We start from the raw sequence: 26,927 nt of genomic DNA, 5'->3' as shown, positions 1-26,927 counted from the left end.
GTGAAGGACCATGACAACATGTCATGGTCCTTATTTTGTGAAGAGAAAGAGTGATGATTATGGAATGGGAACTGCTCCCGCTCCCTTTATTTTTGATGATCAGTATTTTACTGAATAGTGTGATTGCGGTCGCCGGTGTCCTCCCTAGTGCTTTTTTGACAGCCATCAATGTGAGTGTCCTCGGTCTCGTACCGGGCATCCTCGTATCGATTGTCGGGGAGGCAGTTGGCGCCGTCGTGAGTTTCATCCTTTATCGGAAAGCCCTACACCGTTATGTTTCTCCGAATGGTAGCCGATTCCAACGGCTTCGGGAGTCCGAAGGAGCCGAGGCTTGGTTTCTCGTCCTCGGGATGCGTCTTATGCCATTCGTTCCTTCTGGTCTCGTCACGTTATCGGCGGCGTTCAGTCGCATGACGCTCGCCTCGTTCGCAGTAGCAAGTACGATTGGAAAGATTCCTGCCTTGATTATGGAAGGACTGGCGGTGACGGCAGCGATGCAGTTAACGATTGGATGGCAATTGTTTTTAGTTGGTGTCGTCGCCATGACGTATCTTGTTTGGCGAATGCGTCAAAGGAGTGGCGAGAAAATGTGACAAAACGCTTCGACGAAACGTTTGCCGGTCGTCTTTTTCCGCAGCATGGTCCAATCGATTAAAATGGATTCATCAAAGTCCTTTAGAAATGCCTCGTGCAGTTCTTGAATGGATGTAGTATCGAATTGGGCAATCATCATCTCGTGGTTGAGAAACATACTACGAAAGTCGAAGTTGGCTGATCCGACGAGGGCAACGTTACCATCAATCAGTAGTGTTTTCGCATGGATGAAATGGCGGTTGTATTTATAAATTTTGATATTGCGCTTCAACAGTTGTTCAAAATAATACTCGGTCGCATGAAAGCTGAACCATTCGTCTCCTTTGCCCGGTACGACGATTCGGACATCGATGCCGCTACGACCTGCGACTTCAAGAATGGCCAATAGTTCAGGCGGGGGGACAAGGTATGGGGTGGTGAGCCAAATCGATTTTTTGGCATCCATCAACAGACGCATGAGTCCATCGCGAATCGTGACGTCTTTACCAGGCGATGTGACGAGTAGTTGTGTCGCTCCGTTTTGCCCTTTTGGTTCATTGACAAAGTACTGAGAGAGGTTCTTTTCATCTGCGAACAGATCCCACGTCTCATCACTCGTCCCTTGTCCTGCGTATAGCCAGTTCTCGACAAAGAGCTGTTGCAATTCTCGGACGAGCGGACCTTCAAGACGGAGATGGGTGTCACGCCAAAAACCGAGTTTATCATTCTTCCCAAGATATTCATCCCCGACATTCAACCCGCCTGTTAGCGCGATTCGCCCATCCACGACAATCAGTTTTTGATGGTTGCGGAAGTTGGCGTTAAACACCAGGTACGGATGCAAAACGGGGTCGAACGCCTGAACGTGGACACGGGACTCCCGTAACGGTTGGATAAACTCTTCCCCGATTTCTTGGCTACCGAGTCCGTCATACAGAAAGCGGACAATGACATTTTCATTCGATTTTTGAATGAGGGCGTCTCTAACTTTTAACGAAATGTCATCCGTCCGAAAGAGGTAGTATTGGATGTGGATATGATCGGTTGCACTGTTGATGGCGTCTAATAATGCATCAAATTTCTGTTCACCGTTGACGAGCAGTTTAGTCGAAGTATGACCATCGGCACCGGATGCGCCTAATTTTTCGAGTGTCCGTGTCAACGGGTAAGACGACACAATATCAGGTGAAGTTTCAATTTTCTCGCTTTCGATTGCTTGCCGTAGCATCCGAATCTCTGATGAAGTTCGTTTGAAGCGTCGATGACGGCGTGGCGTTCGGCCAAACATGATCCATGCCAAGACACCGATGAATGGAATGAAGAAGACGGTCAGTAACCAGGCGAGCTTCCCTTGAGGTTGTACTTGGTCAAATAGAATTTGCCATCCGACGACGAGCGGTGCGATGATGGCGATTCCAATTAATATAGAAATAAGGATGTCGAGCCAGAACAAGAGACCGATAAGCAAGATGACACTGATCACCATGATGATCAGTTGAATTACGCGACGTTTCAAAGGAAACACGACCTTTCTATAGTTCGATGAACAATGAAAACGAGGGGAATCCCCCTCGTTTTTTAGTACACGCTGTTCAAAACAGCATTGATTTCGTCGGGATAACGAACGAAGAAGTACATATTCGTGTACAACCGTTCCTCCTTTCGAGAGAGTCCATAACTATTCATCTCTTACCCTTTTTTTCATATCTAAAATCAAGGTATTGTTGGCGCATGAATGAAAGAAAAGCACCGGATGTCGACGAAGTCGATTCCTGTGCTTTTGAACGTGATGACTTATGTGATTTCAATCTTGTATTGATTGGCAGGAGCCGGTTTTCCGAAGAAATATCCTTGCGCTAAATCGAATCCGAGCTCACGACAGACATCTGCTTCTTCCATACGTTCTATCCCTTCAGCAAGAAGGGTGATGCCCATCGAATGGGTTAACGCACGCACTTGTTTGAGGAAAGCGCGTTTTTCAGCGTCTTCATCACAAAACGAGATATAGGAACGGTCAATTTTGACATAGTCCGGTTCAAGTCGCTTCAACATATCGATTGTCGAGAAGCCTGCCCCGACATCGTCTAATGCAACTTTCATCCCCCGCTTTTTATATGTCGAAAATACGTGTTGGAGATGATCGACGTCATGTACCTTCTCCGTCTCCACGACTTCAAAGATAAAGCGGTCTGGGCTGAGGTCATATCGGTCAATGATGTCAAACGTGTGCTGGAGACAATAGTCCGGGTTATAAATGGTCGAAGGTAAGAAGTTGATGAACGTCTTTTGCTGAGGGGCGACGGCTTCAAACGTTGCTTTGATTGCTTCCGCGCGGGCACGTTGATCGAGTTTCGAATGGAGACCGAAGCGGTTTGCCGTCCGGAATAGGTCACCAGGTGAGATGTTGGCGCTACTGCGGAGGAGCGCTTCATATCCGAACGTTTCCGTTGAATCGAGGAAGATAATCGGTTGGAGATGACTCTCGAAAGTGCCGTGCTGAATCTGTTCAATGATGTGCCGATGTGCAAGCTGATCTTTTAGTGCTTCGACCTCAAGTGGAGGTGTCTGACTGTTGGAGTTATAATCGACACAGTAAACCGTCCCTTCCGCATGCAGAAGGAGCGTATCGAGTTCTTCAAACGTTTTGTAAGAGTATTCCTTGAATTTCGTGACGAGTGTTCCTTGAGCAATCAAAGGAATGGTTGTGTTACAAGCAGCACAGGGTGACCACATACTATTCCACCTTTCGATTCAGAATTGGTTCAATCAGTATATCGGCAACGTATCACAAAAAACTCACATTCAAGACCGATCCCGCAAAAAAATCGTGCAAAATGGGTACAGGTTTTGTATACTTCCTATCGTATGATTAAGAAGCGCCTCAAAACGCCACTCGCATACGAACAACTTTTTGAACAGAAAGGGGTTCTATCGATGGACCAAAAATTAAAATTATGGTTTACGGAGCACCAAACAGAAGATTACGGGATTACGTTCCGTGTAAACCACGTTTATGAGAGCGAACAAACGGAGTTTCAACGACTAGAGATGGTCGAAACGGACGAGTTCGGAACGATGTTGTTACTTGACGGGATGGTCATGACGACGGATAAGGACGAATTCGTCTATCACGAGATGGTCGCACACGTCCCACTCTTTACACACCCGAATCCGAAGCATGTGCTCGTAGTCGGTGGGGGAGACGGCGGTGTCATCCGTGAAATTATGAAACACCCATCAGTAGAAAAAGCGGTTCTCGTAGATATCGACGGGAAAGTTATTGAATATTCGAAGAAATACTTACCAAATATTGCGGGTGAGCTCGACAACCCGCGTGTTGAAGTCATCGTCGGTGACGGATTCATGCATATCGCGAAGTCAGAAAACGAGTACGATGTCATCATGGTCGACTCGACTGAACCGGTCGGACCAGCAGCCAACCTCTTCACAAAAGGGTTCTATGCAGGGATTTCAAAAGCGCTCAAAGAGGATGGCATCTTTGTGGCTCAAACGGATAACCCATGGTTCACACCAGAACTCATCCAAACGGTTCAACGTGACGTGAAGGAAATCTTCCCAATCACGAAATTGTACACAGCAAACGTACCAACGTACCCGAGCGGCATGTGGACGTTCACGATCGGCTCGAAGAAATACGACCCGGAACAAGTATCAGCGGAGCGTTTCCATGACATCGAAACGAAGTACTACACGCCGAAGCTTCACAATGCAGCGTTCGTCCTTCCGAAATTCGTGGAGGACTTAACAAAATGATTAAGCGTTTCGATGAAGCCTACTCAGGTAAAGTGTTTATCGCCAGCCTCCCAGAGGTGACAGAGGCGAAGACGGTTCTTTACGGGATGCCGATGGACTGGACAGTCAGCTTCCGTCCAGGCTCGCGTTTCGGTCCGAACCGGATTCGTGAAGTATCGATTGGACTCGAGGAATATAGCCCATATTTAGACGGTGACTTGGCTGATGCCGCGGTGTACGATGCAGGAGATATCCCGCTTCCATTCGGGAACGCACCGAAGTCGCTCGATATGATCGAGGCGTTCGTCAAAGATGTCGTCAAAGCAGGCAAGTTCCCACTCGGCATGGGTGGTGAGCACCTTGTCACATGGCCGATCATCAAAGCGATGCACGACGTGTACGGCAACGACTTTGTCATCCTCCACTTGGATGCGCATACGGACCTTCGGGATGAGTATGAAGGCGAGCCGCTCTCACACTCGACTCCGCTCAAAAAAGCGGCAAACTTGATTGGACCATCGAACTGCTATTCGTTCGGAATCCGTTCAGGGATGAAAGAAGAGTTTGAGTGGGCACGTGAAGTCGGCTACAACATGCATCAGTTTGAAGTGATCGAACCACTCAAGCGCGTCTTGCCGACACTCGCTGGTAAAAAAGTATATGTCACGATCGACATCGACGTCCTCGACCCGTCAGCGGCACCAGGGACAGGGACACAAGAAATCGGTGGCATCTCAACGAAAGAATTGCTCGAAGCGGTACATGCGATTGCAAACGCAGACCTCGACATCATCGGTGCCGACCTTGTCGAAGTGTCACCAGCATACGATCAGTCAGACATGACAGCCATCGCAGCAGCTAAGATTCTTCGTGAGATGATGATTGGATTCGTGAAGTAAATGCGGAAAAAGGGTCAGCTGGAAATGGAACTGAGCGCTCGGATTACCCAATGGGAAAAAGAATATTTGGGTCGCGGGTCATTGACGTGTAAGGCAGACCTGCTTCGAGACCTCGCCATCGTCACACTCCAAGGCGTGTTGACGCCGGCCGAGTATGACTTGGCTACTAAGTCGTCAGGTCGCGAGCAATTGAAGAAATACCGCAACAATCTCGTCGAATCAGGACGGAGTCAACTCGAAACGATTGTCGGGCAAGTACTTGGTCGTTCGATTGTCTCGCTCCATACGGACATCAGTACGAAAACAGGGGAGCGTCTCATCGTGTTCCGACTAGATGCCCCTTGGGATCAAACCGATTGACAACGAAACGTTACCTTTTTAAAATGATAGGCAGAGACGTATATAGGAGCGACTGGACGAGTCATGATGAAGCGTGCTTTCGAAATCTTATGACGGAGCTACTGACCAATTCAATAAACCGACAGTTGTCGGCCTGACGGAGCGATCATTCGAGCCGTCGGCATACAGCGCACGCCTTCTTTAGGTGTGCGCTTTTTTGTCGCCAAGGAGGAAGATGTATGGAATTGTTTTTATTTTTATTGACGAGCGCCCCGGTACTACTGTTCGTGACGGGCGTCATCGCCGCAGTCGGAAAATCAAACTTAAAGATCCCGGATTCGCTGAGTACGACGCTCAACATTTACTTACTGCTTGCCATTGGACTAAAGGGAGGCATGGGACTCGCCTCGGTATCTTTTGAAGACATCGCATTACCGCTGACCGTGACGCTGTTGATTGGAATTTTGCTACCGCTTCTCGCGTTCTATGTCGGAGGGATGTTCAAATTCTCATTCCCCGAGCGAATTGCCATGGCTGCAACGTTCGGCTCGGTGTCACTCGTCACCTATGTAGCAGCATCGACACAGCTCGAGCGTCTCGGGATTGCGTACGAGCCGTTCATGACAACACTAGTCGTCGTCCTTGAAATTCCCGGCCTGATTGTGGCGTTACTGCTGTATAATCAGACACACGTGATGGGAATCACGGCTACGTCAGGGAAGGCGAACTCTCTATCGGTGTTGCGGGAGAGTTTGTTCTCGAAAAGTATTCTCTTGATGTTTGCAGGTCTGATTGTTGGACTGGTGACACCAGACACCACACCGCTCAAACCATTTTTCGTCGACTTGTTCCCGGGCGTTTTACTCTTATTCTTACTAGGTCTAGGAATGAAAGTCGGACAGCAGTTGAAAACGGTCCCGTCATATGGACTAAAATTTATGATGATGGGGATGGTGTTTCCGTTAGTCGGAGCACTTGTCGGCTTTTTTGCAGCGGGGATTGCCAATTTATCTGATGGCGGAACGATCCTCTTGATGACACTCGCAGCGAGTGGGTCGTATATCGCCGCTCCCGCCATGTTACAAGCCTCGGTCCCAGAAGCGAAACCATCATTTTATTTGACCCTTTCGCTAGCTGTCACGTTCCCGTTCAACCTGTTAGTTGGAATCCCGCTATACATTGCGATCGTCACATGAAAAAAGCGTCGACTCGAAAAGAGTCGGCGCTTTTTGTATGAGTTCATCTGTATGGATTACTGTTTTACTTTTTGTTCCTCCATACATTTTAAAGCAGCCGTCCAGCTTCCGAATAAGGCATTGATTGTCGATGTACTTGGAACATTTCGACCTTCGGCCCATTTCCGGTAGTGGAGGATACTAAAATGTGGTAGCTCTGTTTTGGCTAACTGCAAGGCATCAATGACATCTTCTTCATCCCATTTACGTTTCGGAGGAGCGATATCCAAGACAAAAAGCGCATAGCTCCATGAACCGTATTTGCGAGCGATTGTCGCTACCGTCGGATAGCCTTTTTCCTGTGCCCAAACGGCGTAATGTTGGGACGTGAGACGCTCTAACTTTTCGGAGGCTTCAATCAAGGCTTGGATGATCCGTTCTTCATTGTTCCGTACCGTTGTCGTTTGAAGCTTGGCTTCACGTAACGCATTCGACCACGAACCGAACCGGCTGCTGATCAGCGTCAAAGAAGGGGCTTGCGAGATTTTTGCCCAGGCACGATACGTTTGGCTCGTGAAGAGTTCAAGTTCTTCTGAGGCCTCAATCAGTGCGGTCAAAATATCTTCATCTGAATAATAACGATACAACATCTTAATCTCCGCCGCTTGAACGGCTTCCCGCCAAGAACCAAATTTGTAAATCACGGTCGATAGGGAGGGGACGTCTTTGTTTCGGGCCCATAGTGTGTACTGTTTTGTGTCAAATTCTTCAAGTTCATTCGCTGCTTGTCTTAGGCATGAGAGGATCTGTTGCTCTGTCCATCGTTTCATCGTGATGTCTCTCCTTTTCAGAAGCAAGTCGTGGCTTCAAAGGTCATGGTGTGGTTAAACAATGGTGGTCCTGAAGGAAAGCTAGAACATATTTCCGGTGACGAGATATGAAAAGGGAGGAACCTGAATCGATTGACTACTTTGGGAGAATACGACATTCGCAAAATCTCAAAGTGAAAATAATCCAAATGTCCTACCTTCTACTTCCCACAATACCCATATAAATTAAAAATATTCACAAAAGAAAATAAAAACTCATTACACATTTGTTAAACCGTTTCATGACGAAATGTCATTCGTATCAAAAAGCTATTCTTTTCTTTTGGATTGTGAATCTTGAACGGGTACTTATCTAGCATCAACTCGAAGCTGATTGGGATGGAAGGTGGTGAAAGGATGAGTACTCCAACTGTTCGGTCTCCCATTGATCGAAAAAATGCGCTCTTGATGTTACTCGATATCACGATTGCAGGGCTCGCGATTTTCGTGACGTTTGACCTATTCTTTGCAAATGATCCGACGGTAACATCTGACCCGCTAGATTTGATCACGATCCTCGGATTGAAGACGCTCGTTCTTCTCATTTTAGGATGGGTGACTCGGGTATACCGAATCGACTGGCGATACGGATCGATGCGTGAATTGCAACTACTGGCGATTGTGTTGGTCATGAGTGACACGTTCGTCTTATTCGCATCATACGTATTATTGGATGGCTTTTCCTATCAAGCAATTTTTATTCAAAGCTTACTCGCATTTAACGGAATGTTATTTATCCGACTCGTTGCTAGGACACGATCGTTTTTCCGATTTCACGCACCGGTGTCGAATGGAAAAGCTACCTTGGTTATCGGTGGTGGGGAATCGGGTCAAAAAATCATTAAAGAACTGAAAGAGCATCGAACGAATGTGCTGCATGTGGTCGGGGTGTTGGATGATAATCCATTGCTTCACCGTCTCTACATTCACGGGACACCGGTCATCGGTTCAATCGATTTATTAGAACGCAAAATTGAAGAGCTGAATATCGAAGTGGTTGTGTTGGCCATTCCTTCTCTTCCTTACGGAGATCGGGTCCAACTTTTGAAACGAATCGAGAAAACAGGCGTTGAATCCCATGCACTGCCAATGCTTGCGGAACTCGCATCCGGAAAAGTCTCATTAAATGAGATTCGAGAAGTGGCCATCGAAGATTTGCTCGGCCGTGAACCGGTTCAGCTCGATGTTTCGGAGATTTCTCAAACGTTGAGTGGATTAACCATTTTCATCTCCGGTGCAGGAGGCTCGATTGGTTCAGAGCTTTGCCGTCAATTGATGAAATTCAATCCTGGCAAACTCATCCTGTTTGGACATGGCGAGAATAGCATATATGCAATCGATCGCGAACTCCGCTTACTCGGGTCTGATACAGAGATTTGTCCCGTCATCGGTGACGTCCAAGACCGGGCGCGGGTGATGGAAGTGTTTGATCAATATCGACCGGACGTTGTCTATCATGCGGCAGCTCACAAGCACGTTCCGCTCATGGAAGACAATCCGAGAGAGGCAGTGAAAAACAATATTTACGGAACGAAGAATATGGTCGAAGCCGCCGATTTCTTTGAAGTGAAGCGGTTCGTCATGATCTCTACGGATAAGGCGGTCAATCCGACGAACGTGATGGGTGCCACGAAACGAGTAGCAGAAATGATTGTCCAACAGCAGGCGCGACATAGCGAAACGACATTCTCGGTCGTTCGTTTCGGCAACGTCTTAGGAAGTCGTGGCTCCGTCGTTCCGCTCTTTAAAGAACAAATTCAGCGGGGCGGACCGATTACGGTGACGCATCCAGAGATGACCCGATACTTTATGACCATCCCTGAAGCGAGTCGCCTCGTCATTCAAGCGAGCGTACGCGCAAACGGCGGCGAAGTGTTCGTACTAGATATGGGAAATCCCGTCAAAATCGTGGACTTGGCGAAACGGATGATTACCTTGAGCGGCTTCACCCTCGAGCAAATCCCGATTCATTTCAGTGGCATTCGTCCTGGTGAGAAGCTGTTCGAAGAACTGCTCACAACGAGCGAACATACGAATCAAGTATATGAAAAGATTTTCGTCGGTTGTACAAGACCCTTTAAATCGGTTGATCCGATTTTGATAACGATTGAATATCTACTCGATCAATCGAACGGTCTCACGTCTTTCTTGTTGTTTGTCGCAAATAACGAACTGCCAGAAGAAGTGATGGAAAGTATTTTTGCGCCACAAATCGAACCGGTACGGATGCGAGTCAACGAGTCAACGCAAAGGAGGAAGTCGTTATGAAAAAAACAGTTCTCGTGACCGGAGTGGCCGGGTTCATCGGTTTTCATCTGGCTCGACGGTTGCTAAAAGAAGGACATCATGTCATCGGGATCGATGTGGTCAATGACTATTACGACCCGAGATTAAAAGAATCAAGACTTCATGTGTTGACGCATCCTCGTTTCAAACTCTATCGTGATGCCCTAGAAAATAAGATGGCGATCACGCGTGTCTTTGAAAAAAATCAACCTCAAATCGTGGTCAATTTGGCGGCTCAGGCCGGTGTACGCTACAGCTTAGAAAATCCGGATGCCTATATTCAATCCAACATCGTTGGTTTCTTGAACATCTTGGAGTCTTGTCGTTTCTATCCAGTAGAGCAGTTGATTTATGCCTCATCGAGTTCGGTTTACGGTTCGAATCAGGCGATGCCATTTTCCGAACAACATCCGGTCGATCATCCGCTATCCTTGTATGCGGCTTCGAAGAAGGCGAATGAGTTGATGGCTCATACGTACAGCCATTTGTTCGGTCTGAAAACGACAGGCTTGCGATTCTTCAGCGTCTATGGGCCATGGGGACGCCCCGATATGGCACTATACAAATTTACGGAGGCGATTTTAAAAGGTGAGCCAATCGATGTCTACAACTACGGTGAGATGGAACGAGATTTCACATACATCGACGACATCATCGAGTCGATTGTCCGACTTATGGATATCGCACCGTTGGCAGATGAGGAGTTTGACTATGAACATCCTCTACCTGACCGGAGCGACGTTCCGTTTCGTGTCTATAACATTGGAAATCAGCAACCGGTATCCTTGATGGACTTTATTCGGACGATCGAAGAGCGAGTCGAGAAAAAGGCCATCCTCCGCTTGTTACCACTTCAGGCGGGAGATGTACCCGCGAGTTTTGCCGATTCCTCCTCTTTATATGAATCGATTGACTTTCAACCACAGACGTCGATTCGCGATGGCGTAAACGCGTTTATCGACTGGTACATCGCCTATCATCAAGTGTTGAAGGAGGGCATCGAGTAATGGGGATTTTACAGGATCGGATTTATGCACACTCACCGATTCGCCTCCAAAATTGGCTGGTTTCCTTATATGGAATCAAGTTATATCGGGAGCGATACGGTCAGTATTATGAGCAGGAATTGGAGCGACTGAGACGTGCTCCAAATGAAGCGTCACCTGATGCAAAACTCAATCATTTGAATCAATTCCTACAGTTTTGTAATCAACACAACGTGTACTATCAGCGACTCTTCAAAAAACACGGGGTTACCTTACCCTTAAAGAGCTTAGAAGACTTTAAGCGGATTCCCCCTTTGGAGAAAGAGACGCTTCGAACGGATGAAACCATCTTTTCTAACCTTCATGCCCCGATCATCGGCATGACGGGCGGGACGACGGGTAAATCGATTCAGGTTCGTTTCACCGAATACGATTATCAAATGCGGATGGCGCATCTCGATTTTTTTAAAGAACAACATGGTTTTCGCCGTGGGATGAAGCGAGCTAGTTTTACAGGGCGGATGATTTGTCCAGGTAATCAAAAGAATGCGGTGTACTGGCGGTACAATGCCCCGATGAAGCAAATGCTCTACTCGGTCGTGCATTCGAATCCGACGACGATTCCACACTACATCGATTCGTTGAACGAATTTCAACCGGCCGCACTCGACGGTTCACCTTCCGATATGATTGAAATCGCAAAATATTTGAAAACCCATCAAAAGACGTTATCGTTCCGACCGGTGGCTTTATTTCCGACCTCGGAGACGCTCACACCATCCGGACGCTTGTTGTTAGAAGAGATGTTCCAAGCGCCGGTTTACGATCAATATGCTTCTTCGGAAGGGGCTCCTATCGTTACGGAGTGTGAGTGCGGGAAGATGCACTTACGCCCTGAGATGGGAATCATCGAGACGGATGCGTTTGGAGAGGCACTCGTCACCAGTTTCACGACGCACGGAACACCGCTGATTCGCTACCGCATTGGCGATCGGATGACCATCAGTGAAGCGATGTGTCCATGTGGACGACAGGACACCATTATCGAGTCAATCGATGGTCGTCAAATGAACTATGTTGAGACGCCGGAAGGCTATAAGGTGTTTGAAGGGGATTTGACGGCAGCGGTCGGCGTGCTGCCGAACTCCATTATTCAAATCCAAGTGTTGCAACACAAAATAGACGAAATTGAGATGCTGTACGTGAAGGATGAGGCACGATTTGAGCCTGAACATGAAGTCGCGCTCCAAAAAGAAGTCGAGCGACTGTTTACTTCACGGATGAAAGTTCTTCTACGAGATGTGAAAAGCATCAAGAAAGAAAAGAACGGAAAAGTCCGAGTCGTGAAACGACTCTACACTTAGCGAGAGGAGACTACACCATGGCAGGGTTTGCGCTTCGTGATTTATACATGAGATCACCGATTCGATTACAACAATGGATGACGACATTGTATGGAATGAAACTATGGCAAGAACGGTACGGACGCACATATGAGCGTGAGTTAGTCGTTTTAGCCAATCGTCCAAAAGATGGGGTACTTGTCGCAGCCGATCAGTTGAAGCGACTCAATGCGTTTCTTGAATTCTGTGCGACGCACAATGCATATTATCAAAAACTGTTTGAAGAAAATGAGATTGTTCTTCCCCTTCAATCGATGGAAGAGTTGAAGCGCATCCCGATCCTCGAAAAAGAAACAGTTCGGAAAAATCCGGACATCCACTCGAACATCAAAACAGACATTCTTGGACGAACCGGTGGAACGACAGGGACGTCCCTACAAGTTCATTTTACGAAAGAAGACTATCAAAGACGTATGGCCCACGTCGACTTTTTCAAAGCGCAACACGGGTTTGTCAGAGGAATGAAACGAGCGAGTTTCACAGGACGGAAAATTTGTAATCCAAATCAAGAAAAACCTGTATTTTGGCGCTACAATCGACCGCTCAATCAACTGCTATTCTCGCTCTATCATGTCAATCCTCAGACCATCCCTCATTACATCGACGCATTAAATCGATTCAAGCCAGTCGTATTAGACAGTGCACCGTCTGCCATGATTGAAATCGCGAAATACATCAAAGAAAATCAGGTTCCACTTGAATTTCAATTACTGGCTATTTTTCCGACTGCCGAAACGATTACGCCTCAAGGAAGAGCCATCTTAGAAGAGGCGTTTAATGCCCCGGTATTTGATCAGTACGCGTCTTCTGAAGGCGCGCCGATTTTAACGGAATGTACTCATGGCAATATGCATCTCCACCACGAAACAGGCGTGATCGAGTCGTATGGGGATCACGAGGAAATTTTAGTGACGAGCTTTACGACCCATGGGACACCGCTCGTTCGTTACCGGATTGGCGATCGGATGAAAATTGGAGAGGGGACATGTGCTTGTGGACAGGGAGGAACATTCGTCACTTCCATTGAGGGACGCGAAAGCAATTATGTACTCACTCCGAACAAACAAAAAATCTACGAAGGAGATTTGACGACCGTTGTCCGAGTGTTACCCAACTCGGTCATCCAAACGCAGTATCGGCAACATGATTTGTATCATATCGAATTAAAATACGTCCCGGATCTTGAACGTTTCAAGCCAGAACATGAAGAGATTATGAGGAGCGAGCTTGAACTACTGTTCGGCAAAGAGGTCGTGATTACGTTGACCGCCGTGCAATCGATTCCTCGGGGACCGAATGGAAAACTCATTGTGATTGATAAAACCGCATAATTCCGAATCTCAGGAGGCAGATGGACATGGATAAACTCATCTCAGAATCACGTACAACACGAAAAACCATTGCCAATCGTCAGGTAGCTGTTGTCGGACTAGGATATGTCGGACTCCCTGTCGCTGTTGCGTTAGGTGGCGTAGGAGACGTCATCGGAGTAGACATCAATGAAACGCGTATCAATGAGCTTACCCTTCATCTCGACAGCACGCGAGAAGTTGAATCAGTAGACCTTGAGCAAGCAGCGGTCTTATATACGACGGATGTCGCCAAACTTGAAGAGGCGGATTTCATTATCGTGGCTGTGCCGACACCGATCAATGATCAAAATCAACCAGATTTAGGACCGATTTGTAGCGCGACTCGTGCTGTTGGGGCGCATTTGCGACCGGGCACGATTGTCGTATACGAATCTACGGTCTATCCGGGACTGACAGAGGAAGAGTGTATCCCATTACTTGAAAAAACATCGGGTCTCCGGGCCGGGATTGATTTTAAAGTCGGCTACTCTCCAGAACGAATTAATCCGGGCGACCGTGAGCATACATTCCGCACAATCAAAAAAGTCGTAGCTGCCGAGGATGAAGAAACACTCGATGTGGTAGCGGCTGTTTATGAGACGGTAGTCGATGCCGGCGTTCATCGCGCTTCCTCGATTAGAGTGGCTGAGGCGGCCAAAGTGATCGAGAATACACAGCGCGATTTGAACATCGCGTTGATGAATGAATTGGCCATCATCTTCGATCGCATGAACATTGACACGCTCGAGGTGTTAGAGGCTGCTGGGACGAAATGGAACTTCCTAAATTTCCGACCAGGTCTAGTCGGTGGACATTGTATCGGCGTCGACCCATTCTATTTGACGATGAAGTCTGAAATGCTTGGTTATCATCCGGAAGTGATTTTAGCAGGTCGTCGAATCAACGAGACGATGGGACGTTTCGTCGCCACATCACTGATTAAAACGATGATTAGTCAAAACATGGCCATTCTCGGAGCACGTGTGACGGTCCTCGGGATGTCCTTCAAAGAGAACGTCAGTGATATTCGCAATTCGAAAGTGGCTTCCTTGATTCGAGAGGTCGAGGAGTTCGGCTTAGAAGTGCAAGTGTGTGACCCGCTCGTCGATTCGGAAGAGGTACGCCGCGAATATGGAATCGACGTCAAATCATACTGTGACTTAAAACCAGCGGATGTCGTCATCTATGCCGTGTCTCACGATGAATTCGTTCAAGAGGGTTGGACGATTGCGAAACGCCAGCTGAAGTTAGGTCGTGGCATCGTCATTGACTTGAAAGGCATGCTCGATCGCGCGATGAAGCCGGAGGAGGTGCACTTATGGCGCCTTTAAAGATTCTCCAGTTCTGCGCTGTCGATATGACAGCGGATGTGTTGCTACGTCCTCTCATTGAGTCGCTGAAGGCGGAAGGACACGAAGTCGACGTCGCGTGTGCTTACGGTGATCGGACGGATCGTCTTCGGGACGAAGGATGGGTCATTCATACGTTGCCAATCGATCGAAAGTTTAGCCCGAAGCGTAATCTACAGACCATTCAAGAGTTGGTGAGGTTATTGCGCCGCGAAAAATATGATGCCATTCACGTCCACACCCCGGTGGCCGCAGCGTTAGGACGAGTCGCGGCCCGCATTGCCAGGACACCACATATTCTCTATACCGCACATGGATTTTACTTTCACGAACGAATGGGTCGAATCGCATACGAACTCGTCTTCTGGTTAGAGAAATCACTCGCGGCATTAGCGACCGATTGGTTGTTGCTCCAAAGCGAGGAAGATTACTCACTCGCTAAAACAAGACATTTCAAAGAGGACGAACGATTGATGCATCTCGGAAACGGGATTGATTTAAATCGATTTTATCCGACAGAGAAACACATTTCCCCAGAATATTTAAAGTTCTTGTTTGTCGGAAGGCTCGTTCAAGAAAAAGGAATCCTAGATTTACTTCAGGCGTTCGATGAACTGACGAAACGCTATCCGAACGCGACGTTGACGATTGCTGGAGAGTTGATGACGAGTGAACGTGATCAAGAGACGGCGAAACAAGTCGAGGCGCATTTAGCCCAAAATCCACAGATTCATTACGCCGGATTCGTTCGGGATACCCCCTCTTTATTTGCAGCACACGACGTCTTTTTACTTCCCTCTTATCGTGAAGGATTGCCACGCTCTATTCTTGAAGCCATGGCGTCCGGATTACCTGTCATCGCTACCGATATCCGTGGCTGTCGAGAAGAAGTCACGGATGGGGAAACCGGCTTTCTCGTTCCCGTCGGTCGACCTGAGGCACTGACCTTGGCGATGCGCTGGTTCATTGAACATCCTGAACAGTGTTATTCATTCGGGCAACGTGGTCGCGAAGTGGTCGAAGAAAAATTTGACGAAACGAAAATTTTAAGTCGTCAACTTCACCTGTTCGCACAAATTAGTAGCCGTGAAGTGGGATGAACCGATACGTCAATCACGTAAGGGGGAGGCGACATGGGAAAGCAACAACTGATTGATCACTTACAAGAGGCTTCTTCGGACGGTCGCCTCACCATCTACATGTATCAGAAATGGCAAAAGATTCACGGCGGGGCAACCGTGGTGGAATTATTGGAAATGTACGGATCATGGTCGAATGTACTGCGTTTGGCTGGGTTGGAACAGCAAACGCCACGGTTCACAAAGAAGGAAATGATTCAAATGCTTCGTGAAGCGGCGAAAGAGCATGATTCATTCAATAGTGCCGATTATCGAAAGTGGGCCATGACCAATGATGCACCGACGTTGACAGAGGTCGTCATTCAGTTCGGATCGTGGAAAGTGGCACTGATTGAGGCGAATTTGAAGAGTATCATCTCGTTCGATCAAAAATGTGAAATCATCCAATCGTTACTTGATGCCAATGAAGAGCTTCATCCATTGACGTCGACCGCTTATGCCAAATGGGCCAAGCAGAACCAACGTCCGAGTATCACGAAAGTGGTGAGGCGTTTCGGGTCTTGGTCCCAAGCGTTAGACGAGATTGGCATCTCAACGCGAGAGCTGTTCACGGAGAAGCAAATGATGGACGCGCTACACGAGGCAGATGAACATTTGACCGCTCTCTCGCCATGGGGTTATGAAGTGTGGCAAAAAGAAAAGGGCAATCGTCCGACATTAAAAGACATTCAACAAATGTTTGGTTCATTTGATGTGGCGGTCCGAGAGATGCGTCAAACCGCAAACCAAAGTGGAGGGAGATGAGAAAATGCGAGTTGTACTCTGCACGGGCGACCACTGGAGTTCAACACTTGTCTATCAAGCGATACGGGATTTAGGCGTCACACATGTGATCATGGAAGATGGTCCGACACCGACTCATGTCAACACGTGGAAAGAACTTCTGACACAATCGTACATTTCCTTCCTGACTCCCATAATGCGGAGGTTCAGTCGAGAACGAATCGCGGAGTTGCAGTCGCGGTATGCTTTCTGTGACGATTCGATTCCGGAACAGCGTATGACGCGTGTCGTTTCCTTACAAGATAAAAAAGCGGAACATACGATTCGACACCTGCAACCGGACGTCATCATCATGTACGAAGTTGCGGAAATGAACGAACGATTGTTACAAGAAATGAACTGTCCCATCTTAACCATCACCCCATCGATGGCAGTGGGACAACGAGAAGCATATTGGGGATTCCATAACCACACATCGAGAAAAGAAGTTCGACTTTGCCAGTGGACGAAGAAAGGATGGACCCCACTAACGAGTGAAGTAATCTATACAGGTGGAACGGACAACTTCTCGACCTTCCCTTATATTTATTTGGCGACGAGTCTCCCGATGTTACAAAAACATCTTCAAATAGGACCGCAAGAAGACACCGAGCGACGAAAAAAAGTCCAAGCCTGAGGCTTGGACTTAACTGTTCGCGATACAATAGTATTGGATGGCCTCGTTATAATACGCAGCGAGCCCCGGCTCGAAGCGATCATAAAATGCGGTGAATCGTTCATCCGTCACATACATCTGTCCGAGTCCACTGAACATATCGAGTGAACAGTCGTAAAAGTGTGTGTCGATGAACAGATGATTGTCTTTCACAATCGATTGAACTCGGTCGTCATCGATTGCGATTTGTGAACGAAATAAATCAACGAGTGGCGCAATCAAATCGAGTTGCATTTGATTGATGCGTTCCCAATCCGCTTTCGATCGCTTCTGCGCACGTTCTTGTGCTGTCTTGTAAGCTGAAGTCTCTCCCCAACGTTTCTGCACTTCCTCTTGATGTTTCGCCTCGTGAGCTTGAATCTCCTCATAAGATAATCCATCAAATAATGACTTGTCATCCATTGGAATCCCTCCTTTGAGTGAGGTGAGGGTCGATTCTGCCGTCTCGGCAAGCTGAGCGAAATAGGCTGCTTTCTGTCGCAACGCCTCGATATGTCCACTTAACACATCAATCCGGTTGAACGTCGTTGAATCAAGCAATTCTCCGATTTGATCGAGAGGAACATCGAGCGTGCGATAGAGTAAGATGAGTTGCAACCGTTCCGCATCGCGCGAAGAATAACGCCGATAGCCGTTGGCGTCACGGTTCGCAATGAGAAGACCGATTGCGTCATAATGTCGAAGCGTTCGCGTTGTCGTTCCAGCGAGTGACGCAAGTTGTTGAATCGAATACATCCCTTCACCTCCTTAGTCAAAGCGTAAAGGTTGACGTCACGTCAAGGTCAAGCCTTTTTTTCAAACAGTGAGAATCCATTTCGTTCGCCGATATAGTGGAAACCGAACCGAGGATAGTAGTTATTTAAGAAGGCGTTATCGGCAACACAGTCCAATCGAATGGTCGAAGACGTGTTTGCTAAGGCATGCTGCATCAAACGTTCCCCGATGCGTTCACCTTTTGCACTCGAGTCTGTGACGAGTCGATGCAAGTAGACGGCACCGTCCGGGTCGTCCCATAGATTATGGTCCCAGTCAGTCGGAGGAATCAGGCTGACGGCACCGACGACTTGTTGATCTCGTTCGTAGACAAACACCGTCCCGTTCGTCAAATCGTGACGGACATAGTCGGAACGACTCGGCTCTAAATATTTGACCCATTGCGACTTTCCGGCTACTTGGAACTCTTTTGCTTTCTTTAAAATCAATTGATCGACTGCTGAAAAATCCTCCATTGTGGCAAATCGAAACATGATGAAGCACCTCGCTTTCATTTCTTTTCAAAATCGTGTAGGGTACACGTTGAGTATGCTGATGAAACATCTTTGTATCATCGAATGTTTTTTGGTAAGATAAATTTATTGCATCGTGCAAACGATTGCGCTAATGATATAAAGTTCACAGCACGAATAAGATAAGTATAAATGATGAGCAGTGAGTTTTGGGATAAGGAGTATCTAAATCACATGCAACTTTTACAACGAGAACAACAAACACAAACGCTTAAACGCAACTGGTGGAAAGAAGCCGTCGCCTATCAAATTTATCCTCGTAGCTTTTATGACGCGAATGGGGACGGAATTGGAGACATTCAAGGAATCATTGATAAGCTCGACTATTTGAAAGACCTCGGTATTGATGTTATCTGGATTTGCCCGATGTATAAATCGCCAAACGATGATAACGGTTATGACATTAGTGACTATCAAGATATCATGGACGAGTTCGGTACGATGGAAGACTTCGACCGCTTATTGGACGAAGTGCATCAGCGCGGTATGAAGCTGTTGCTCGACCTCGTCGTCAACCATACGTCGGATGAGCACCCTTGGTTCATTGAATCGAAGAGCTCAAAAGACAATCCGAAGCGCGACTGGTATATCTGGCGCGACGGAAAACCGGACGGGTCGAAGCCGAATAACTGGGAATCGATCTTTGGTGGCTCGGCTTGGGAATTCGATGAAACGACGGAGCAATACTACTTGCATGTCTTCTCGAAGAAACAGCCGGACCTCAATTGGGAAAATGCTGAGATGCGTACAGCGGTATACGATATGATCAACTGGTGGCTCGAAAAAGGGATCGACGGGTTCCGTGTCGATGCAATCAGCCATATTCGCAAGAACCCGACGTTCGCCGACTTGCCAAACCCGAACGACCTCGACTTTGTACCGTCGTTCGAGATGCACATGAACGTGGACGGAATTCACGACTATTTAGAAGAGCTTCGTGACGAGACGTTCAATAAACATGACATCATGACGGTCGGTGAAGCGAACGGCGTCTCACCTGACGATGCCCATCTATGGGTCGGTGAAAAGGAAGGGAAGATGAACATGGTCTTCCAATTCGAACACATGGACCTTTGGAGTGAAGATGTCGATTCGAAACTCGATGTCGTTCACTTGAAGAACGTGTTGACGAAATGGCAAAAAGGACTTGAGGCCGATGGATGGAACGCCCTTTACGTCGAAAACCATGACCAGACGCGTACGGTCTCGAAATGGGGAGACGATGAACGTTACTGGAAAGAAAGCGCGAAGTCGATTGCGATGATGTACTTCCTCATGCAAGGGACGCCGTTTATCTATCAAGGTCAAGAGATCGGGATGACGAACGTCAAATTCGATTCGATTGATCAATATGATGACATCGCGACACGCAACCGCTACTATATCGGTGTCGAACAAGGGAAGAGTCATGACGAGATGATGCGCATTACGTGGAACTCGTCACGCGACAACACGCGTACACCGATGCAGTGGAGTGATGCCCCGAACGCCGGATTCACGTTCGCAGAGCAGCCATGGGTCGGCATCAACCCGAACTATACGGATATCAACGTCGAATCACAGCTTAAAGATGAGGACTCAATCTTTAACTTCTATAAAGAGATGATTCAACTTCGTAAAGATAATGAGACGTTTGTTTACGGGGCGTATGATGTCGTCTTGCCGGAACACCCGGAAGTCTATGCGTATACGCGTACGCTCGGTGACACGCAGTACCTCGTCGTCACGAACTTGACGGCGAAAGAGACGATGTTTGATATGGATCAGACACTTCGTGCGCAAGATGTCGTCTTGAGCAACATGCCGGTTGAAGGCGATGCGGAATCATCGCTCCTTCACTTGAAACCGTTCGAAGGTCGCGTGTATAAAATTAGCTAATTTTTCAGAACTTCAAGGTCGTGGACGAAAATTCGTCTACGGCCTTTTTTGTTGGAAAAAGGGGATAACGGCGACTCATGCGAACTCCTTATAGGGAGATGAGAAGGAGGAAACGTAAATGAAACTGTTATTAACGTCAGCAGGTATTAAGAACGAAAGCATCAAACGAGCACTTCTCGAGTTATTAGACAAGCCGATTGAAGAGTGTAATGCACTCTGTATCCCAACAGCCATTTATGCGTTGAACGGGGGAACGAAACACGCATGGAACTTTTTCAACGGAGATTTCTCGACGCCGATGTGTGAGTTGGGCTGGAAGTCGGTTGGGGTGCTCGAACTGAGCGCACTCCCGAGTATCGATGAGTCGGTGTGGAGACCGGCGTTTGATAAGGCAGACGTATTATTGGTGAATGGGGGCGATCCGCTCTTTCTCTACCATTGGATGAAACAGTCAGAGGTAGCCTCGCTGCTCCCGTCCTGGAAAGGTGTCTACGTCGGATTGAGTGCGGGGAGTATGGTGATGACGCCACGAATCGGAGAAGCGTTTGTCGGATGGCGCGCATCCGATGAGCAGAGCGATGAGACGTTAGGGTTTGTCGACTTCTCGATCTTTCCACATCTCGACCATGACATGTTACCGGGGAACACGTCACGAGATGCTGCAGAATGGGCGGAGACATTACAGTCGCCGGCCTATGCGATTGACGACGAGACGGCGATTCGCGTGAAGGATGGGAAGGTCGATGTGATTTCGGAAGGGAATTGGAAGAAGTTTTTCTGACTGTATAAAAGCAATAGGAAGGGGACATGAGAGATTGAACCGATTTACTCATCAACGAAAAACGAATCGAATCATCGTACGACCGTTAGAGAAACAAGATTATGACGCGTGGTTAAGCGGCTTTACAAATCGTCGTATTTCGCAACACGTGTACGATCCCGGGAAATTAGACATGAGCGACTGTACGTCCGTTTGGTTTGACCAGCTAGTCGACAATCATCAGGCACTTGCGCTTGAAGACGAGGCACATGTCTTCGCCGTTTTCCGGCTTGACGATGGGATACATCTCGGCATGGTGGATTTTTCTACCTTGGCGCGAGATGCGTTTCAATGGGGGAGGGTCGGGTATACGATTCATAATCAACATTGGGGTCAGGGGTATGGGAAAGAAGCAGTCGACCTGGCGATGCGTATTGCTTTTGACGACTTGAACTTTCAACGAATCGAGGCACATATCAATCTCGATAATAAAGCATCCATTCGTCTCGCGGAGCGTGTCGGCATGTCGTATGAGTGCACGAGAGAAGGGTTTATCTTTGAGAACGAAGATTGGGTAGACCATCTCGTCTATGTGAAAACGAAGCGCCGTCGATAGAACGACTCCTACCACATATGGTACGATGAATTGACGGAAAGGGGGATGAGCATGGCGATTGAACCACTTCGCGTGCGTGTCCAGCAAACAACACGGATGAGTGACATGCCAGAGTCAATCGAGCTCTCGGCAGACGGTTTATACTATCCATTGAAGACTGGCTTTATTTTAATGTTTGACCAACAACAAGAGGACGGGGCGGTCCCGACGACAATCAAGTACACGCCGGAACGATTGGCGCTGATTTGTAAGGGACCGATTGAGATGAACCACTCCTTCATCGAAGGTCGCTTCACGCAAAGCTTATACAAGAATCCATATATGTCGATGACGATGGCGACGACGACATCGCGCCTCGATGTCTCGGAAGAATCATGTACGTTCGTATATGAGTTGTCCATGAATGAAGAAGATGTTGGCATATATGAAGTACATGTCACGTGGACATTTGAAGGAGGAGAAGACTGATGAACTTTACAGAACGCGTAAACAAGATTGAAGAGATGTTGAACGAAGACTGGTTCGAGATGCTCGAAACGAACGAAGAAGAGTACGAAGAGTGGCGCGGTCGCCTCGAGGACCACGCTGAACAAGTTATCATGCATTACGACCAAGAGAACGGGGTCGATGTCAATTCGATTGATAAATTGCTTCAATTGAACGATGAGTTCCCGCTCCTTTACGGGGAAGACACCGTTCGCCTGTACATCGCACTTATTGAGGCGCGGTCAGAAGACAAAGCGGTCTACGATCGGTACGTCGATTATTTGGCAGCCATCAGTGATGCATCGCACGAACAGTTTTTACATTTCCATACGCTCGTCGAGGCAGGACGGTTAGAAGAAGCGAGACAACTTGCTCCACACATGCCGCAACGTCTCGGACTCGAAGGATAAGCATACCGAAAGTGTCATCTGAACAAGGTGGCACTTTTTTTCATGCCTGAAAGGGGACAAACTTTGACGAGAACGTCTATTTTATTTCAATTGTGCGTTCCCTAAGATGAAGGAACAAGGAAATCAATTTAGAGAACACGAATGGAAAGGAATAAAGGGGGAAATGGGATGTTAAGACTAATCAAGACGTCTGTCGATCAAAAAGAACAGATTCTCGCATTTTTAGAGGAATGGTACGAGCGGGATGAGCGGATTGTCCCGACCTCGGTGGACCGTGAAACGACAGACTTCGAGGCGTACGTCAACACATTACGTCAGAAAGAGTTACGTGAGAACATAGAGGAAGGCTGGGTCCCGAGCACGACGTATTGGCTCACAGATGGAGAAGAGCTTCTCGGGGCGGCGAACATTCGTCACGAGTTGAATGAATCACTTTTGAAGATTGGTGGGCATGTCGGGTACGGGGTGAAACCGAGCGCACGCGGGCGTGGATTCGCCACCATCCAACTGCAACTTGCGCTTGAGAAAGTGAAAGAACTTGGAATCGAGCGGGCACTCATCACGTGTAACCGGACAAATATCGCTTCCCGTCAAGTCATTTTAAACAATGGTGGCATTGCGGACACACCGTATACGGAAGAAGACGGGACAGTCGTCGAGCGGTTTTGGATTGACTTGAAAGGGTGAGGACGAGATGGCGAACTGGATCATCATCTATTTGGCGCTGATTAACTTCTTCGGCATCTATTTGTTCCGGGAAGAGACCGTTCCTTCGAAAAAATGGTTCTCTTTCTCGAGCGGCATCGCCATCACGTACTTCTTCATGTATCTTTTGCCGTCCCTGAACAAACGCCAGGACACGCTTCGTGTCGATTGGTTGAATTTGGCGTTACCTTCAGAAATCTATATCGTCAGTCTCATCGGTTTCACGTTGTTTTACGGCACCATGCGGTTCGTTCGTACCCCTCACTTTCAAGATGAGGCGGTCGACCGGGCCGTTTCGTATTGGTTACAGGTGACACTCCTCACGGCCTATATGACCTTCTCGGCGTACGTGGTGACAGCCGACTCGGTGACGTTCGTTGCGAGAAGTTTCTATGCGACAGCGCTCGGTGTGCATTTTTTAGCGCTCGGTCATGACTTAAATCGTCATTATGGTGAACGTTACATGCGACAAGGACGCTATTTGTTGAGTGGTGGGATTTTACTTGGTGGGTTCTTTTCACGCTGGATTGACTTGGCGGCGCACGTCGAAGCGCTCTGTTTTGCCTTTGTGGCCGGGGCGATGATTCTCAATATCGTGAAGTTTGAACTGCCATCCGACCGAAATTTGCACTTCCGCACGTTCGTATTGGCCGTGTGCAGCTATGGGGGATTATTGCTCATATTGAAACATCTTCTAAACTTCTGATGAGAACTTCATAAAAATGAATGACTGTTCATTCATCATTTGATATACTGAATTCAAGATTGAATCCGTTTTCAAAAGGGGGAGTTTTGGGGATGTCTACATTTTTAATCGTCAACTGGATTCTATTCTTGCTCGTCCTCGGCTATGGTGTGTATTTATTTGCTACGCTAGTTCATCAGCGTTATACGTTCATCAAGCTCGGGAAGAAGGCAGAATGGAGCCAAACGAACAAAGAACGACTCGAACAGGTCATGATCAACGTGTTCGGTCAAAAGAAACTGTTGAAGGATAAGAAGAGTGGCGCCATTCACGTCATGATGTTTTATGGCTTCATCCTCGTCCAATTCGGGGCGATTGATTTCATTTGGAAAGGACTAGCGGTCGGAACACGTTTCCCTCATATCCCGCTCGGTCCCCTCTATCCAATCTTTACGTTCATGCAAGAAATCGTCATGCTCATGATTCTCGTCGCGGTCGTTTGGGGATTCTACCGTCGTTACGTCGAGAAGCTCGTGCGCTTGAAACGAAATTTTTTAGCAGGTCTCGCCCTCATCTTCATCGGCGGGTTGATGGTTTCCGTCTTGTTCGGGAACGGGTTTTACCTCGTCTATAAGGAAGAGCTTCCAATGTGGGGCGAACCGGTCGCGACACTCATCGGTTCAGCGTTTGCTTGGGTACCAGGTCCGGTCGCTTTCGCCTTGTTCGTCGTCTTTTGGTGGATGCACCTCTTATTCTTACTCAGCTTCATGGTCTACATCCCGCAAGGTAAACACGCGCACTTGATCGCCGGTACGCTCAACGTCTGGCTCGGGCGCACACACAAAGTCGGTCGCTTGGCACCTGTCGATTTTTCAGCGATGGAAGAAGCGGAAGAGTCGGATGAAGAGATCGTCTTCGGGGTCAACAAGATTGAAGACTTCAACCAGAAGCAGCTCGTCGACCTATACGCCTGTGTCGAATGCGGACGTTGTACGAATGTTTGTCCGGCAACAGGGACTGGGAAGATGTTGTCGCCGATGGACTTAATCGTCAAACTTCGTGACCATATGAATATGAAAGGCGCGGCGGTCACGAGAAAATCACCGTGGGCACCTGCACTCATGTTCCAAAACACGCAAGGTGCTGAAATCGCAGCAGCTGCGCAAGACGGTCATATGCTCGTCGCAGACGAGTTGATCGGCAACGTCATCACGGAAGAAGAAATCTGGGCTTGTACGACTTGCCGTAACTGTGAAGACCAGTGTCCGGTCATGAACGAACACGTCGATAAAATCATCGACCTTCGTCGTTACCTCGTCATGATGGAAGGGAAGATGGACCCTGAGGCACAGCGTACGGTCGCCAATATCGAGCGTCAAGGAAACCCGTGGGGAATGAACCGGAAAGAACGCGAGAACTGGCGTAAGGATACAGAGCTCGTCATCCCGACGGCGAAAGAGAAGAAAAAAGCAGGCGAGGAATTCGAGTATCTCTTCTGGGTCGGCGCGATGGGGTCTTACGATAGCCGTAGCCAAAAAGTCGCGCAGAGCTTTGCGAGCGTGTTGAACAAGGCGGGCGTCTCATTCGCCATTCTCGGAAATGAAGAGAAGAACTCAGGGGATACTCCACGTCGAATCGGAAACGAGTTGCTCTTCCAAGAACTCGCCGAAGCGAACATTAAGTTGTTCGAGAAGTATGGGGTGACGAAAATCGTCACGGTCGACCCGCACGCGTACAATACGTTCAAAAATGAGTATCCGGACTTCGGTTTGACTGATGTGAAAGTGTATCATCATACGGAGTTGCTCGCAGAGTTGCTCGATACGGGTCGAATCCAACCAGACCTTCAAGTGAATGAACGTGTCGTCTATCACGACTCTTGTTACCTTGGTCGTTATAACGGCATTTACGATGCACCGCGATTCGTCCTAGAACGCATACCGGGTGTCGAACTCGTCGAAGCGACACGTAACCGTGAAAACGGTATGTGTTGTGGAGCGGGTGGCGGTCTCATGTGGCAGGAAGAAAAAGTCGGGACACGTGTCAACGTGGCTCGGACAGAACAGTTACTTGAGACGAAACCGACTGTTATCGGTTCGGCATGTCCGTACTGCTTGACGATGTTATCAGATGGAACGAAAGCGAAAGAAGTTGATGAGACCGTCGGCACGTTCGATGTCGTCGAATTGCTCGATCGCTCGCTGAAGGCCATCGAGATTCCAGAACCAGTTGTCCAATAATACAACAAGGCACGGTCCGCGGACCGTGCCTTGTTTGTTTTTCGGCCCCATTTGCTCGAGGAGGGCCGCGATGTTCGTCTCATTTTCAGGAATGAGCGCATTGATTTGACTGCTCAGTTGTTTTTCGTTCTCTGCAAGTGTGCGTACATCGGTGGCGACGACGGCGAAAACCCTTCTTAATGATTAGGTTGTTAGGATACGGTTTGTACGTTGGGCAGACAGTAAACGAGGAATTATCGTTTCAAATTCCAAAAGCATGGATGTTCGGTGTTCTAGGACTTACGTGGATTTTCAATATTG

General features: G+C 48.0%; 26 protein-coding genes. 21 read left to right on the top strand and 5 right to left on the bottom strand.

The features are described 5' to 3' along the window. Nucleotides 1–53: 53 nt before the first annotated feature. Nucleotides 54–593, top strand: coding sequence for a TVP38/TMEM64 family protein (locus BV910_RS13290; RefSeq protein ID WP_078147709.1), 540 nt, complete (start codon nt 54–56; stop codon nt 591–593). Here the strand turns inward: BV910_RS13290 and cls are convergent. Together cls and BV910_RS13280 are read right to left on the bottom strand one after the other, a co-directional pair. Then, complete coding sequence (gene cls, locus BV910_RS13285) at nt 569–2,098, bottom strand: cardiolipin synthase (protein WP_240499860.1); 1,530 nt, start codon at nt 2,096–2,098, stop codon at nt 569–571. The two genes, BV910_RS13290 and cls, sit on opposite strands and share 25 nt — an antisense overlap. A 269-nt stretch (nt 2,099–2,367) precedes the next feature. Beyond that, nucleotides 2,368–3,306: an EAL domain-containing protein gene (locus BV910_RS13280; RefSeq protein ID WP_078147707.1), complete on the bottom strand. Its 939-nt coding sequence runs from the start codon at nt 3,304–3,306 to the stop codon at nt 2,368–2,370. Nucleotides 3,307–3,507: 201 nt separating this feature from the next. Between BV910_RS13280 and speE the strand changes: the two genes are divergently transcribed. The 4 genes from speE to BV910_RS13260 all read left to right on the top strand — a co-directional run bounded on the left by speE (nt 3,508) and on the right by BV910_RS13260 (nt 6,760). Next, nucleotides 3,508–4,347: a polyamine aminopropyltransferase gene (gene speE / locus BV910_RS13275; protein WP_012727429.1), complete on the top strand. Its 840-nt coding sequence runs from the start codon at nt 3,508–3,510 to the stop codon at nt 4,345–4,347. Further along, complete coding sequence (speB, locus tag BV910_RS13270) at nt 4,344–5,225, top strand: agmatinase (RefSeq protein ID WP_012727428.1); 882 nt, start codon at nt 4,344–4,346, stop codon at nt 5,223–5,225. The genes speE and speB overlap by 4 nt, the downstream gene beginning before the upstream one ends. After that, nucleotides 5,226–5,585: a Na-translocating system protein MpsC family protein gene (locus BV910_RS13265; protein ID WP_031422162.1), complete on the top strand. Its 360-nt coding sequence runs from the start codon at nt 5,226–5,228 to the stop codon at nt 5,583–5,585. It abuts the gene before it with no gap. Nucleotides 5,586–5,803: 218 nt separating this feature from the next. Further along, entirely contained in the window at nt 5,804–6,760 is a 957-nt protein-coding gene (locus tag BV910_RS13260; protein WP_078147706.1) for a sodium-dependent bicarbonate transport family permease, read from the top strand. Between the two features lie 56 nt (nt 6,761–6,816). Here the strand turns inward: BV910_RS13260 and BV910_RS13255 are convergent, their stop codons facing one another. After that, on the bottom strand, nt 6,817–7,569 hold the full coding sequence (locus BV910_RS13255; protein ID WP_012727425.1) for a homing endonuclease associated repeat-containing protein: 753 nt from the start codon (nt 7,567–7,569) through the stop codon (nt 6,817–6,819). A gap of 396 nt (nt 7,570–7,965) precedes the next feature. Between BV910_RS13255 and BV910_RS13250 the strand changes: the two genes are divergently transcribed. Genes BV910_RS13250 through BV910_RS13215 form a run of 8 tightly spaced genes read left to right on the top strand, consistent with a single transcriptional unit; the run spans nt 7,966 to nt 17,522 of the window. Beyond that, a complete protein-coding gene (locus BV910_RS13250; protein WP_078147705.1) occupies nt 7,966–9,876 on the top strand; it encodes a polysaccharide biosynthesis protein in 1,911 nt (636 codons plus the stop codon). After that, entirely contained in the window at nt 9,873–10,901 is a 1,029-nt protein-coding gene (locus BV910_RS13245; RefSeq protein WP_078147704.1) for an NAD-dependent epimerase, read from the top strand. Before BV910_RS13250 ends, BV910_RS13245 begins: the two co-directional genes overlap by 4 nt. Then, nucleotides 10,901–12,244, top strand: a complete 1,344-nt coding sequence (locus tag BV910_RS13240) for a phenylacetate--CoA ligase family protein (RefSeq protein ID WP_078147703.1) — start codon at nt 10,901–10,903, stop codon at nt 12,242–12,244. Before BV910_RS13245 ends, BV910_RS13240 begins: the two co-directional genes overlap by 1 nt. 17 nt (nt 12,245–12,261) lie before the next feature. Next, entirely contained in the window at nt 12,262–13,614 is a 1,353-nt protein-coding gene (locus BV910_RS13235) for a phenylacetate--CoA ligase family protein (protein WP_078147702.1), read from the top strand. A gap of 26 nt (nt 13,615–13,640) precedes the next feature. Continuing rightward, nucleotides 13,641–14,966, top strand: coding sequence for a nucleotide sugar dehydrogenase (locus BV910_RS13230; RefSeq protein ID WP_078147701.1), 1,326 nt, complete (start codon nt 13,641–13,643; stop codon nt 14,964–14,966). Further along, complete coding sequence (locus tag BV910_RS13225) at nt 14,954–16,084, top strand: glycosyltransferase family 4 protein (RefSeq protein ID WP_078147700.1); 1,131 nt, start codon at nt 14,954–14,956, stop codon at nt 16,082–16,084. The genes BV910_RS13230 and BV910_RS13225 overlap by 13 nt, the downstream gene beginning before the upstream one ends. Nucleotides 16,085–16,117: 33 nt before the next feature. Next, nucleotides 16,118–16,867 carry a hypothetical protein gene (locus tag BV910_RS13220; protein ID WP_078147699.1) on the top strand — a complete coding sequence of 250 codons (750 nt, stop codon included), beginning with the start codon at nt 16,118–16,120 and terminating at the stop codon, nt 16,865–16,867. A gap of 4 nt (nt 16,868–16,871) precedes the next feature. Continuing rightward, on the top strand, nt 16,872–17,522 hold the full coding sequence (locus tag BV910_RS13215; RefSeq protein WP_078147698.1) for a hypothetical protein: 651 nt from the start codon (nt 16,872–16,874) through the stop codon (nt 17,520–17,522). Between the two features lie 9 nt (nt 17,523–17,531). On the opposite strand, the gene BV910_RS13210 is transcribed toward BV910_RS13215, so the two are convergent. Together BV910_RS13210 and BV910_RS13205 are read right to left on the bottom strand one after the other, a co-directional pair. Continuing rightward, nucleotides 17,532–18,296, bottom strand: a complete 765-nt coding sequence (locus BV910_RS13210) for a MerR family transcriptional regulator (RefSeq protein ID WP_078147697.1) — start codon at nt 18,294–18,296, stop codon at nt 17,532–17,534. 47 nt (nt 18,297–18,343) lie between these two features. Beyond that, nucleotides 18,344–18,808: a GNAT family N-acetyltransferase gene (locus tag BV910_RS13205; RefSeq protein WP_078147696.1), complete on the bottom strand. Its 465-nt coding sequence runs from the start codon at nt 18,806–18,808 to the stop codon at nt 18,344–18,346. A gap of 213 nt (nt 18,809–19,021) precedes the next feature. On the opposite strand from BV910_RS13205, the gene BV910_RS13200 reads away from it, so the two are divergent. From BV910_RS13200 to BV910_RS13165, 8 genes are all read left to right on the top strand, one after another. Further along, on the top strand, nt 19,022–20,725 hold the full coding sequence (locus BV910_RS13200) for a glycoside hydrolase family 13 protein (protein WP_078147695.1): 1,704 nt from the start codon (nt 19,022–19,024) through the stop codon (nt 20,723–20,725). A gap of 118 nt (nt 20,726–20,843) precedes the next feature. Beyond that, the gene (locus BV910_RS13195) at nt 20,844–21,506 is read left to right on the top strand and encodes a Type 1 glutamine amidotransferase-like domain-containing protein (protein WP_078147694.1); all 663 of its coding nucleotides are present in this window, start codon (nt 20,844–20,846) and stop codon (nt 21,504–21,506) included. Between the two features lie 34 nt (nt 21,507–21,540). After that, nucleotides 21,541–22,101 (top strand): GNAT family N-acetyltransferase, encoded by a 561-nt coding sequence (locus tag BV910_RS13190; protein ID WP_078147693.1) that lies wholly within the window; start codon nt 21,541–21,543, stop codon nt 22,099–22,101. A 51-nt stretch (nt 22,102–22,152) separates the two neighbouring features. Beyond that, the gene (locus BV910_RS13185; RefSeq protein WP_078147692.1) at nt 22,153–22,569 is read left to right on the top strand and encodes a YwiB family protein; all 417 of its coding nucleotides are present in this window, start codon (nt 22,153–22,155) and stop codon (nt 22,567–22,569) included. Then, nucleotides 22,569–22,997 (top strand): hypothetical protein, encoded by a 429-nt coding sequence (locus BV910_RS13180; RefSeq protein ID WP_078147691.1) that lies wholly within the window; start codon nt 22,569–22,571, stop codon nt 22,995–22,997. Before BV910_RS13185 ends, BV910_RS13180 begins: the two co-directional genes overlap by 1 nt. A 168-nt stretch (nt 22,998–23,165) precedes the next feature. Beyond that, the gene (locus BV910_RS13175; protein ID WP_078147690.1) at nt 23,166–23,684 is read left to right on the top strand and encodes a GNAT family N-acetyltransferase; all 519 of its coding nucleotides are present in this window, start codon (nt 23,166–23,168) and stop codon (nt 23,682–23,684) included. Between the two features lie 7 nt (nt 23,685–23,691). Then, nucleotides 23,692–24,408 (top strand): hypothetical protein, encoded by a 717-nt coding sequence (locus BV910_RS13170; RefSeq protein ID WP_078147689.1) that lies wholly within the window; start codon nt 23,692–23,694, stop codon nt 24,406–24,408. Between the two features lie 92 nt (nt 24,409–24,500). Then, nucleotides 24,501–26,627 (top strand): heterodisulfide reductase-related iron-sulfur binding cluster, encoded by a 2,127-nt coding sequence (locus BV910_RS13165; protein ID WP_012727407.1) that lies wholly within the window; start codon nt 24,501–24,503, stop codon nt 26,625–26,627. The last annotated feature ends 300 nt before the right edge of the window (nt 26,628–26,927 follow it).

The organism is Exiguobacterium sp. HVEsp1 (assembly GCF_002009685.1).
GTDB classification, from domain to species: domain Bacteria; phylum Bacillota; class Bacilli; order Exiguobacteriales; family Exiguobacteriaceae; genus Exiguobacterium; species Exiguobacterium profundum.
Note: the sequence above shows the minus strand (reverse complement) of the source record. Positions and strands in the feature narration are given on the sequence as shown.